Source organism: Bartonella taylorii (assembly GCF_023920105.1).
Lineage (GTDB): Bacteria > Pseudomonadota > Alphaproteobacteria > Rhizobiales > Rhizobiaceae > Bartonella > Bartonella taylorii.
Genome location: NZ_CP083693.1, coordinates 543,439 through 555,518 on the forward strand (window position 1 = coordinate 543,439; position 12,080 = coordinate 555,518).

Here is a 12,080-nt window from a genome sequence, read left to right on the forward strand (position 1 = left end):
TAAAGAACTAGAGTGGGGATTGGAGAGGTTTTATGGCATCAGCGGCAGAGCAGTTTGCTTCCAATATAAACTTTGGGGCTTTTTCACGTGCAACCGAATTGAAAAAGCGTATTTGGTTTACCTTAGCTGCGCTTCTTGTTTATCGCTTTGGTACTTATATCTCTCTTCCCGGTATTAATATTGATTCTTTACGCCAAACATTTGAACATCATGCTTCTGGTGTTTTGGGGTTGTTTAATATGTTTGCTGGAGGTGCTGTTGGGCGCATGGCAATTTTTGCGCTGGGAATTATGCCTTATATATCGGCATCAATTATTGTACAATTGCTAACCTCAGTTATCCCTTCGTTAGAAACCCTTAAAAAAGAAGGTGAAGTAGGTCGTAAGGTTATTAATCAGTATACTCGCTACGTAACAGTAGTTTTAGCAATTCTGCAAGCGTTTGGTATCGCGGTTGCACTTGAAACGGGTATAGGAACAGGGCTTCAAATTGTTTTGGAGCCGGGGTTTATGTTTCGTGTTTCTTCTGTTATTACGCTTGTTGGTGGAACAATGTTTTTGATGTGGCTTGGCGAGCAAATTACGTCACGCGGTGTTGGTAATGGGGTTTCTCTTATTATTTTTACAGGTATTGTGGCTAATCTCCCTTCCACTTTTGCTCAACTTTTAACTGCACATAGTCAAGCTGATTTATCAACTTTTTTGTTAATAGCGATCGTTCTTATTGCAGTTTCTGTTATAGGAATTATTGTTTTTGTAGAACGTGCGCAACGGCGGATTCTTATTCAGTATCCGAAACGTCAAGTTGGAAATCAGATGTTTCAGGGAGATATGTCACATCTTCCTTTAAAATTAAATACTGCCGGTGTTATTCCACCAATTTTTGCTTCATCTTTGTTGTTATTGCCTGCAACTATTAATAATTTTTCTGACAAAATGCCGCAATGGGTTCAGGCTATTTCTTATTCTCTTGGTCACGGACAGCCGCTTTATATGATTGTCTATGCTATTTTAATGGCGTTTTTTTGCTTTTTTTATACAGCTATTGTGTTTAATCCAAGTGATACGGCGGATCAGTTGAAAAAGCATTCTGGTTTTGTTCCAGGTATTCGTCCCGGTGAGCGTACAGCGGAGTATATTGATTATGTTTTGACGCGCATTACTGTTGTGGGAGCGATTTATATTATTTTGGTTTGTTTGTTACCTGAGTTTATGATATCTGCACTACAGGTTCCTTTTTATCTTGGGGGGACGTCTTTGTTGATCGTTGTTACTGTTACGCTTGATACAGTTGCTCAAATTCAAGGACATCTTGTTGCGCACCAATATGAAGGATTGATTAAAAAGTCAAAACTTCGTGGAGGTAGAAGGAATCGATGAGAATTGTTCTTTTGGGTCCTCCTGGAGCTGGAAAAGGTACACAAGCTAAAATGTTAACTGAGGAGTATCATATCCCTCAATTATCGACGGGCGATATGTTACGTGAAGTTATTACCAGAGAAACAGAAGTTGGTAAAAAAGCTAAAGCTGTTATGAGTTCTGGTGCTTTAGTTCCTGATAGTATTGTTAATCAAATTGTATCAGAACGAATTGACGAAAGTGATTGTATAAACGGTTTTGTCTTGGATGGGTATCCGCGGACTGTAGGACAGGCAGAAGCATTGCAGCAGATTCTGCAGTCAAAAAATATGCAGCTTGATGCTGTTATTGAATTGAGTGTTGATGAAGATGCGTTGATTGAAAGAATGAAGAAACGCGTTGAGGAAACTATAGCTGCTGGTGGGCAAGTTCGTTCAGATGATAATCCTGTTGCTTTTGCGAAGCGATTAGTAGAATATCGTGAAAAAACAGCTCCCTTATCAAAATTTTATTCAGAGAGGGGATTGTTGAAAGTGATTGATGGGATGATTGATATTACTGAGATATCACACATGATTAAAAAGTGTCTTCTATAAGGAATTTTTTAGAAATAAATGAAAAGTATTGACTTTTTGGGTAAAATCTATCAGAAACAGCTTCAGTTTATTTCAATAAAGTGATTGGATTCGGAGTGTGTTTATGCCGGATCGTTTTTTTCTGTAAGGTACATCAGGTATTTTATGGTTAATTTTTAACATAACCAAGGAGAGTAGGCGTGGCTCGTATTGCTGGCGTCAATATCCCGACAAATAAGCGTGTAATTATTGCGCTTCAATATATTCACGGGATTGGACCAAAATTTGCTCAAGAAATTACTAAGAAGGTTGGCATTCCCATAGGGCGTCGTGTGCATGAGCTTTCGGATGCAGAGGTGTTGCAAATTCGTGAGGCTATAGATCAAGGCTATCAAGTTGAAGGGGATCTTCGCCGTGAGGTTGCGATGAATGTTAAGCGTTTGATGGATCTTGGTTGTTATCGTGGTTTACGTCATCGCCGTTCTTTGCCTGTTCGTGGACAACGTACGCATACAAATGCACGTACGCGCAAGGGGCCGGCTAAGGCAATTGCTGGAAAGAAAAAATAATAGTCTTTTTTAAAAGAGTTTTATTTTTTTTAGGTGTTTTGTTTTTTGTTAAAGTTTTTTTAATAAGAACAAAGAGGGTGGAGCTGCTGGTATTACGGCAGTGAAGAGATCGTTGAAAGGAAGACTATGGCCAAGGAAGGCACACGGGTTCGTCGCCGCGAGCGCAAAAATATTTCATCAGGTGTTGTGCATATCAATTCAACATTTAACAATACAATGATTACCATTGCTGATGCTCAGGGGAACACAATTGCGTGGTCTTCTGCTGGTGCTCAGGGATTTAAAGGTTCGCGCAAATCTACGCCTTTTGCGGCTCAGGTTGCCGCAGAAGATTGTGCTAGAAAAGCGCAGGAACACGGTATGCGTTCCTTGGAGGTTGAGGTTTGTGGTCCTGGTTCAGGTCGTGAGTCTGCTTTGCGTGCTTTGCAATCTGTTGGTTTTATCATTACTTCCATTCGTGATGTAACGCCAATTCCTCATAATGGATGCCGTCCCCGAAAAAGACGGCGTGTTTAATTGGTGTTGTTTTTTCGTTGTCAGAGGCTTCTCTGATGTTCACATTGTCCGTTACGATTGAATGGTAGCGGAACTAGAGAACGGGAATAAAAATATGATCCAGAAAAACTGGCAGGAACTGATTAAACCCAATAAGGTTGAATTTTGTACACATGATAATCCAAATGTTTTGAGTGTGATTGCAGAGCCTCTTGAGCGTGGTTTTGGCTTAACGTTGGGGAATGCGCTTCGCCGTGTGTTATTGTCTTCGCTTCGTGGTGCCGCGGTTACCGCTGTGCAAATTGATGGAGTGTTGCATGAATTCTCATCAATTCCGGGCGTGCGCGAGGATGTTACAGATATTATTTTAAATATCAAAGAAATTGCGCTTCGTATGGAAGAAGAGGGACCTAAACGTATTGTCCTTTGTAAAGAGGGCCCTGGTGTTGTAAGAGCTGGAGATATAAGTACTGTTGGGGATATGGAAATCCTGAATCCAGAACATGTTATTTGTACTCTTGATGAAGGTTCTGAGATTCGTATGGAATTTATTGTTAATACAGGAAAAGGTTATGTTCCATCTGACCGTAATTGTGTCGATGATGCGCCCATAGGCCTTATTCCAGTTGACAGTCTTTACTCACCAATTCGTAAAGTCTCTTATAAAGTAGAAAATACACGCGAAGGTCAAGTGTTGGATTATGATAAATTAACACTCACGATTGAGACAAATGGTGCTGTTAATGGAGAGGATGCTGTTGCTTTTGCGGCGCGTATTCTTCAAGATCAATTATCATTATTTGTCAATTTTGAGGAGCCGCAGAAGGAGATTGTTGAAGAGTCTGATTCTGAACTTGCTTTTAATCCTGCGCTGCTCAAAAAGGTGGATGAGTTAGAACTTTCAGTTCGTTCGGCAAATTGTCTTAAAAATGATAATATTGTCTATATTGGTGATCTTATTCAGAAAACGGAATCTGAAATGCTTCGGACACCGAATTTTGGGCGAAAGTCGTTAAATGAAATTAAGGAAGTTTTGGCATGTATGGGACTGCATCTTGGTATGGAAATTCCTGCATGGCCTCCTGAGAATATCGATGATCTTGCTAAACGCTATGAAGATCAGTATTAAAGTTAAAATTTAAGGAGAAGGCTCATGCGCCATAGTAATTCAGGTCGCAAATTGAACCGAACTGCTAGTCATCGTAAAGCTATGTTTGCAAATATGGCGGTTTCACTGATAGAGCATGAACAAATTGTGACGACGCTTCCAAAGGCTAAAGAAATTCGTCCTATTGTTGAAAAGTTAGTGACTCTTGGTAAGCGTGGAGGATTGCATGCGCGTCGGCAAGCAATTTCTGCGCTTCGTGATGCGGGAAAAGTTGCGAAATTGTTTGATATACTTGCGCCGCGTTATGCATCGCGCAACGGTGGATATTTGCGTATTATGAAAGCAGGGTTTCGTACAGGTGATAATGCTCCCATGGCTGTTATAGAATTTGTTGATCGAGATATCGATGCGAAGGGTGCTGTGGATCGTGCACGTGCAGAAGATGTTTCAGATGAAAAAGAATCTTCTTCATAAATTATTTTCTTTTCGTTGTGTTTGAGAAGGCCGCCTTTTAGGGCGGTTTTTTGTTAGCATTACAGAGTAGGCTTTATTTAAGTGATAAAAGCAAAAAGGGGGTTATAAAATATTGAATTATTTGTTTTTTATAATATTTGTTGTTCAGATAGGTTGTTTTTATTTTCAATTGTAAATATTAATGGAGACGCTTAATTTATAAGGGATGAGAGGTGGCTGTTCTCTTAAAGGGTAGATTAGTTTATAAGGAGCGAATAATGAAGAATTCTCTTTTTGTTGGGCTTTTTTTTGTAATTATAGCGCAAATATCATTTCCCTGTACATATGCGCAAATTCCGAAAACACAGTCAGAAATTACTCTTTCATTTGCTCCTTTAGTTAAAAAGACTATTCCGTCTGTTGTAAATATTTATGCAGCTCGGCAAATTAGAGCGCGTTCGCCTTTTGAAGGCGATCCATTTTTTGAGCAGTTTTTTGGTCGTTTTCAAAACAATCTGCCTGTACGTAAGCAATCTTCATTAGGGTCTGGGGTGATTGTTGATACGCGTGGTCTGATCGTTACGAATTATCATGTCATTAAGGATGCAAATGAAATTAAAGTTGCTCTTTCTGATGGACGAGAATTTGAGAGTAAGGTTATGCTCAAAGATGAAGCAACGGATATTGCTGTACTTAAAATTGATGCAAAAGGTGCGCAGTTTCCCGTTCTTCCTTTGGGAGATTCCGATGCAGTTGAAGTTGGTGATCTTGTTTTAGCAATTGGTAATCCTTTTGGTGTTGGTCAAACAGTTACAAGTGGTATTGTGTCAGCGCAAGCACGTACACGTGTTGGTATTTCTGATTTTGACTTTTTTATTCAAACAGATGCTGCCATTAATCCAGGTAATTCTGGTGGGGCTTTGATTGATATGAAAGGGCAATTAATCGGGATTAATACAGCTATTTATTCGCGTTCTGGTGGCTCTGTAGGGATTGGTTTTGCTATTCCGGCGAATCTTGTAAAGGTGATGCTTGATACCGTTAAACATGGCGGGAAGTATTTTGTACCACCTTATATTGGTGCATCTTTTCAAAATGTTACACCTGATATTGCAGGTGGTTTAGGTTTAGAACGTCCCTATGGTGCTCTTATTATTGAAATTAGCAAAGATAGTCCTGCTGAAAAAGCTGGTTTGAAAGTAGGTGATGTTATTTTGAGTATGCAAGGGGTACGAATTGATAGTCCAGATAGCCTTGGATATCGTTTGATGACAGCTGGCATGGGGCAGAGCCTTCCTTTAGAATATTTACGAAACGGCAAAACTTTCAAAACAGAAATAACCGTTTTATCAGTACCAGAATCTGAATTCTTAAAATCTGAAAAAATTATTGATGAAGGTCCTCTTTCCGGTGCTGAAGTATTAGATTTAACACCGCAAAATAGTCGACGTTTTCATCTTCCTGTATCTGCAAGAGGTGTTGTGATTACCAATCTTGACGAACTGAGCAATGCTGCTGGAATTTTTCGTCCAGGAGATATTTTGCGTGTTGTTAATGGCCATAAGATTCAAACAGTCAGTCAGTTGAAAAAGATTCTTATGCAAAGTCGTCCGCGTATTTGGCAATTGGAATATGAACGTGATGGTATGTATATTCGCCAATTTATTCGCTGAGGTTTTTTTTGAACAAAGATTTTTTTACTTCGTCGCTTGATTTCCAAGTTAATAAAAATCAGCCGCTTGCAGAAAGGATGCGTCCTCGCTCTCTTCATGATGTAATGGGACAATATCACTTAGTTGGGGAGGAGGGGGTGCTTTCACGCATGATAGCAGCTGGTTCATTTGGTTCGATGATTTTCTGGGGACCACCGGGGACAGGAAAAACAACAGTTGCACGTTTGTTAGCTCTTGAAACAAATTTCTCTTTTGAGCAAGTTTCTGCTATTTTTACTGGAGTTTCTGAACTTAAAAAGATTTTTGAAATTGCTCGGACTCGTTTTATGTCTGGGGGGCGAACGATTTTGTTTGTCGATGAAATTCATAGATTTAATCGTGCTCAGCAGGATAGTTTTCTTCCCGTCATGGAAGACGGTACGGTCATTCTTATAGGTGCAACAACAGAAAATCCTTCATTTGAACTTAATGCTGCTCTTCTTTCTCGTGCACGTGTTTTGACGTTCCTTCCCCATGACAATGAAAGCTTGAGCAAGCTTTTGAAACGCGCGGAAGAAGTGGAAGGAAAGCTTCTTCCCTTGGATGATGATGCTAGAGGTATTTTGATCGGGATGTCTGATGGTGATGCGCGGGCAGCGTTAACATTGGCAGAGGAAGTTTGGTGTGCTGCACGACAAGGAGAGATATTTGATACTGTTGCTTTGCAAAAAATCATTCAACGTCGTGCTCCAATTTATGATAAAGGACAGGAGGGTCACTATAATCTCATTTCAGCGTTGCATAAGTCAGTTCGTGGATCTGATCCTGATGCTGCTCTTTATTATTTGGCGCGTATGTTTGATGCGGGAGAAGATCCTCTCTATATTGGGCGAAGATTAGTTCGTATGGCTGTTGAAGATATTGGTTTGGCAGATCCTCAAGCTCTTGTCATTTGTAATGCAGCAAAAGATGCTTATGATTATTTAGGATCACCTGAGGGAGAATTGGCTTTAGTACAAGCGTGTCTCTATGTTGCAACTGCGCCAAAATCAAATGCAACATATCTTGCATATAAAGCAGCTATGCATTGTGCACGAAAAAATGGCTCTTTACCCCCTCCTAAGCACATTTTGAATGCACCTACAAAATTTATGAAGGAAGAAGGGTATGGACATGGTTATCGTTATGACCATGATGAACCAGATGCTTTTTCGGGACAGGAATACTTTCCTGAGAAACTTGGGCGCCAGAGCTATTATCAACCACGAGAACGTGGTTTTGAACGTGAAATCGCGAAACGTCTTGAGTGGTGGAAAAAATTGCGTAAAAAGCGAACCAGTTAAAAATGTAATTTTAATTAAGATATGATTTTTACGGATCTTAAACTTATTTTACGTCAGTTATGTGATTATAATTTCATTAAGAGACTATGGCATGTCTTAAATGCTTATTTCTTCATAGTAAGAATTTATATACCCTTAAAAATCAAATTTAAGAGATATTTGTCTAGCTATAATTCATGCGCTGCTTTGTACTTGTGATTTCAGTTGTGTGCGATGTATTGTGGTTTTGATTGATGAGAAATTTTTTGGCTATCAATAGGGGGGGATTAGATTAAGAGATATGATTTCTTCAGTGTTTGTAAAAAAGTATCAGAAATGCTGTATATAAAGTACCGTGTTGAAATTTAAATTGTTTCTTTTCTAGAGGAGAGATATAAATATGCCAAGTTTCTTTCCTTACTATGGAGGTTTTTTGTCATAAGATAAGGAATAGTAATTCTTTCTATTATGGTAATGATCTGTTGTTGACACAATGTGGGGTTAAAAATGGAAATAGTCTGTGAAAATTTAAATTCAAGACTTTAGTTAAGCTAAAATAACAGTGTACACTAAGCATTTGGTTGTTATGAATCGGTCAAGGATATAATTGTGGATAAAACAAAAGCTCTCGATGCTGCTCTCTCACAAATTGAACGTTCTTTTGGTAAAGGCTCAATTATGCGTCTTGGGCAAAAAGAGCAGGTTGTTGAAATTGAAACAATTCCAACGGGCTCATTATCCTTGGATATTGCTTTGGGTGTTGGTGGATTACCGAAGGGGCGTATTGTTGAGATTTATGGACCAGAAAGTTCTGGAAAAACAACATTGGCTCTTCATGCTATTGCTGAGGCACAGAAAATTGGTGGGATTTGTGCTTTTATTGATGCGGAGCATGCTCTTGATCCTATTTATGCGCGTAAGCTTGGTGTTGATTTAGAAAATTTGTTCATTTCTCAACCCGATACTGGTGAACAAGCACTGGAAATTACAGAAACGTTGGTTCGTTCTGGTGCTGTTGATGTACTTGTTGTTGATTCTGTAGCGGCTTTGACGCCACGGGCGGAAATTGATGGTGAAATGGGTGATGCTTTACCTGGGCTGCAGGCTCGGTTAATGAGTAAAGCGTTGCGAAAACTAACAGCAGCAATTTTTCGCTCTAACTGTATGGTTATCTTTATTAATCAAATTCGCATGAAAATTGGTGTCATGTTTGGTTCTCCCGAAACGACAACAGGCGGAAACGCTTTAAAGTTTTATGCTTCTGTTCGTTTAGATATTCGTCGTATTGGATCTATTAAAGATCGGGATATGATTGTTGGTAATCAGACACGTGTTAAAGTTGTCAAAAATAAATTGGCTCCTCCGTTTAAGCAAGTTGAATTTGATATTATTTATGGTGAAGGCATTTCCAAAGTAGGTGAGTTAATTGATTTGGGTGTCAAAGTTGGCGTTGTGGAAAAATCTGGTGCATGGTTTTCTTATAATTCTCAGCGTTTAGGGCAGGGACGGGAAAATGCGAAGCAGTTTTTACGCGATCACGTAGAAATAGCTACAGAAATCGAGACAGCTTTGCGTCAAAATGCTGGTCTGATTGCGATTGAATTGTTAGAAAATGTAGGGGCAGAAAGTATAGAAAACGATGAAGAAATTTGATGGAATGCTTGTCTGAATGTGTGGCCGTCATTTATTTTTTTATTTGTTAGAGTTTTAAAATATTAAGATCGCTTATTTCTAAATTTCTTTGAACAAAAATCCACCCTTTGATTAAATTAACTCTACGTGTAGAAAAGAGGATATTTAATGAGGGGAATTTTGTTTTTATGGTTTTGCGCTGTACTCTACAGGTTACGATATGAATAGTGTTAATAGTATACGGTCAACTTTCCTAGATTATTTTCATCTTAATGGGCATAAAGTTCTTTCTTCTAGCCCTCTCGTTCCGCGTAATGATCCTACACTCATGTTTACAAATGCAGGAATGGTGCAGTTTAAAAATGTTTTTACTGGACTTGAACAGCGTCCTTATAAGCAGGCAGCAACGGCGCAAAAATGTGTCCGTGCCGGTGGAAAGCATAATGACCTTGATAATGTTGGCTATACAGCACGCCATCATACATTTTTTGAAATGTTAGGTAATTTTTCTTTTGGTGATTATTTTAAAGAAGAAGCCATTTTTTTATCATGGAATCTTTTAACAAAAGAATTTTGTCTTCCAAAAGAGAAGTTGTTGGTGACAGTTTATTATAGTGATGATGTAGCTGCTGAATTATGGCGTAAAATTTCAGGTCTTCCTGATGAAAAAATTGTTCGTATTGCAACGTCTGATAATTTTTGGGCGATGGGAGATACAGGTCCTTGTGGTCCTTGTTCGGAGATTTTTTATGATCATGGTGATGGAATTTTTGGAGGACCACCTGGAAGTGCAGATGAAGATGGTGATCGCTTTATTGAAATTTGGAATCTTGTTTTTATGCAGTATGAGCAGATAAGCAAAGAAGAGCGTGTTGAGTTGCCTCATCCTTCTATTGACACAGGCATGGGATTAGAGCGCATTGCAGCTGTTTTACAGGGTGTTCATGATAATTATGACATTGATCTTTTTCGTGCATTAATTGCTGTATCCCAAGAGATAACAGGGGTTGAGGCGACGGGTGAATTTGTTGCGAGCCATCGCGTGATTGCTGATCATCTTCGCTCATGTGCGTTTTTGATTGCTGATGGTGTTCTTCCTTCCAATGAAGGAAGGGGATATGTTTTACGCCGTATTATGCGTCGTGCTATGCGTCATGCGCACCTCCTTGGTGCTAAAGAACCTTTAATGTGGCGGCTTTTGCCTGCTTTAATTCACGAAATGGGACAAGCGTATCCTGAGTTGGTGCGTGCTGTATCTTTGATTTCAGAAACTTTGAAGTTAGAAGAAACGCGTTTTCGTAAAACACTTGAACGGGGACTCGGTTTGTTGAATGAAGCAAGTACTACTCTTAAAGAAGGAGAATCTTTGAGTGGTGAAGTTGCTTTCAAGCTTTATGATACCTATGGTTTTCCGCTTGATTTGACGCAAGATGTTCTGCGTCGTCGCGGAATATTTGTTGACGTTGACGCTTTTGATAAGGCGATGGAACGTCAGAAAGAGGAAGCACGTGCCAATTGGACTGGTTCCGGAGAAGCCGTTACGGAAAAGATCTGGTTTTCTCTTCGTGAAAAAATGGGGGCCACAGAATTTTTAGGTTATGAGACTGACACAGCTAAAGGTATTCTTACAGCTCTTGTGTATGACGGTAAAATTGTTGATCATATTTCTTCAGGGCAGAAAGCCGTTCTTGTTGTAAATCAGACACCTTTTTATGGTGAATCTGGTGGGCAGATTGGTGATAGCGGTATCATTTCTCATGAAAATTTTATTTTTGAGGTGCATGATACCCAGAAAAAAGGTGATGGTGTTTTTATCCATATTGGTGAAGTGAAATCTGGTCGGGCAAAGACGTTTGATTGTGTAGAATTAACTGTTGATGTTGTTCGTCGTAAGAAAATTCGTGCGAATCATTCTGCTACCCATTTATTACACGAAGCTTTACGCCAAATATTGGGAGCTCATGTTACACAGAAGGGATCTCTTGTATTGCCAGATCGGTTACGATTTGATTTTTCTCATCCAAAACCTGTTTCTTTAGAAGAACTGAAAAAAATAGAAGATTTAGCAAACGATATTGTTTTGCAAAATAGTGAGGTAACAACTCGCCTTATGCTCGTGGATGATGCAATTTCTGAAGGGGCTATGGCGTTATTTGGTGAAAAATATGGTGATGAAGTTCGTGTTGTTTCTATGGGGAACCAATGTGAACAAGGAGAATTAAAGAAGAATTGGTCAATCGAGCTTTGTGGTGGCACACATGTGAAGAGAACAGGAGATATCGGTTTTATTCATATTGTTTCTGAAAGTTCTGTAGCAGCTGGAGTTCGTCGTATTGAAGCTTTAACAGGTACAGCGGCACGCCTATACCTGAACCGCCAAGAGGAGCATATCCGTGAAATTGCTGATCTTTTAAAGACTTCTTCTGCTGATGTAGAAGAACGTGTTCGGATTTTGCTTGATGATCGTCGTAGACTTGAAAAAGAGTTGAATGATGCGCGCAAGAAAATTGCTTTAAATTGTGGGGACATGAAGAGTGGTCAAGCAGATATTACCATCATCAATGGCATTTCTTTTATGGGGCGTGTTGTTGAAAATATTTTACCACGAGATCTTAAAGCATTAGTGGATTCTGGAAAGAAGCAAATTGGATCTGGTGTTGTTGCTTTCATAGGTGTTTCAGAGGATGGTAAGGGGAGTGCTGTTGTTGGTGTTACGGATGATTTGATTGATAAGTTAAATGCTGTTGATTTGGTGCGCATTGTTTCAGGTATCCTTGGGGGCAAAGGTGGTGGTGGCCGTTCTGATATGGCGCAGGCTGGTGGGTCTGATGGGAATAAGGCTGCTGAGGCACTCGCGGCACTAAAAGCTTTTCTTGAAAGATAATTTCTGATTGGTTATTTGTGTTGCTTCGCTTC

10 protein-coding genes are annotated in these 12,080 nt (G+C 39.5%); all 10 read left to right on the forward strand.

Annotated elements, in window-relative coordinates:
• Positions 1-32: 32 nt before the first annotated feature.
• The 10 genes from secY (at position 33) to alaS (ending at position 12,048) form a co-directional block, all read left to right on the forward strand.
• A complete protein-coding gene (gene secY, locus LBE40_RS02275; protein ID WP_004859158.1) occupies positions 33-1,379 on the forward strand; it encodes a preprotein translocase subunit SecY in 1,347 nt (448 codons plus the stop codon).
• On the forward strand, positions 1,376-1,954 hold the full coding sequence (locus LBE40_RS02280; RefSeq protein WP_004859154.1) for an adenylate kinase: 579 nt from the start codon (positions 1,376-1,378) through the stop codon (positions 1,952-1,954). Before secY ends, LBE40_RS02280 begins: the two co-directional genes overlap by 4 nt.
• Before the next feature lie 179 nt (positions 1,955-2,133).
• Complete coding sequence (rpsM, locus tag LBE40_RS02285) at positions 2,134-2,502, forward strand: 30S ribosomal protein S13 (RefSeq protein WP_004859152.1); 369 nt, start codon at positions 2,134-2,136, stop codon at positions 2,500-2,502.
• Positions 2,503-2,628: 126 nt separating this feature from the next.
• Positions 2,629-3,018, forward strand: a complete 390-nt coding sequence (gene rpsK, locus LBE40_RS02290; RefSeq protein WP_004859148.1) for a 30S ribosomal protein S11 — start codon at positions 2,629-2,631, stop codon at positions 3,016-3,018.
• A gap of 94 nt (positions 3,019-3,112) precedes the next feature.
• Entirely contained in the window at positions 3,113-4,126 is a 1,014-nt protein-coding gene (locus tag LBE40_RS02295; protein ID WP_004859144.1) for a DNA-directed RNA polymerase subunit alpha, read from the forward strand.
• A 24-nt stretch (positions 4,127-4,150) separates the two neighbouring features.
• A complete protein-coding gene (gene rplQ, locus LBE40_RS02300; protein WP_004859141.1) occupies positions 4,151-4,579 on the forward strand; it encodes a 50S ribosomal protein L17 in 429 nt (142 codons plus the stop codon).
• Between the two features lie 257 nt (positions 4,580-4,836).
• On the forward strand, positions 4,837-6,231 hold the full coding sequence (locus LBE40_RS02305; protein ID WP_004859138.1) for a DegQ family serine endoprotease: 1,395 nt from the start codon (positions 4,837-4,839) through the stop codon (positions 6,229-6,231).
• Between the two features lie 8 nt (positions 6,232-6,239).
• Positions 6,240-7,553 carry a replication-associated recombination protein A gene (locus LBE40_RS02310; protein ID WP_004859137.1) on the forward strand — a complete coding sequence of 438 codons (1,314 nt, stop codon included), beginning with the start codon at positions 6,240-6,242 and terminating at the stop codon, positions 7,551-7,553.
• 588 nt (positions 7,554-8,141) lie between these two features.
• Positions 8,142-9,185 carry a recombinase RecA gene (gene recA, locus LBE40_RS02315; RefSeq protein ID WP_004859134.1) on the forward strand — a complete coding sequence of 348 codons (1,044 nt, stop codon included), beginning with the start codon at positions 8,142-8,144 and terminating at the stop codon, positions 9,183-9,185.
• A gap of 199 nt (positions 9,186-9,384) precedes the next feature.
• Positions 9,385-12,048 (forward strand): alanine--tRNA ligase, encoded by a 2,664-nt coding sequence (alaS, locus tag LBE40_RS02320; protein ID WP_004859132.1) that lies wholly within the window; start codon positions 9,385-9,387, stop codon positions 12,046-12,048.
• The last annotated feature ends 32 nt before the right edge of the window (positions 12,049-12,080 follow it).

Coding starts and splice junctions, on each gene's coding strand:
- secY (WP_004859158.1), top strand. CDS start 33: ATGGCATCAGCGGCAGAGCAGTTTGCTTCCAATATAAACTTTGGGGCT.
- rpsK (WP_004859148.1), top strand. CDS start 2,629: ATGGCCAAGGAAGGCACACGGGTTCGTCGCCGCGAGCGCAAAAATATT.
- LBE40_RS02305 (WP_004859138.1), top strand. CDS start 4,837: ATGAAGAATTCTCTTTTTGTTGGGCTTTTTTTTGTAATTATAGCGCAA.
- LBE40_RS02280 (WP_004859154.1), top strand. CDS start 1,376: ATGAGAATTGTTCTTTTGGGTCCTCCTGGAGCTGGAAAAGGTACACAA.
- rplQ (WP_004859141.1), top strand. CDS start 4,151: ATGCGCCATAGTAATTCAGGTCGCAAATTGAACCGAACTGCTAGTCAT.
- LBE40_RS02295 (WP_004859144.1), top strand. CDS start 3,113: ATGATCCAGAAAAACTGGCAGGAACTGATTAAACCCAATAAGGTTGAA.
- alaS (WP_004859132.1), top strand. CDS start 9,385: ATGAATAGTGTTAATAGTATACGGTCAACTTTCCTAGATTATTTTCAT.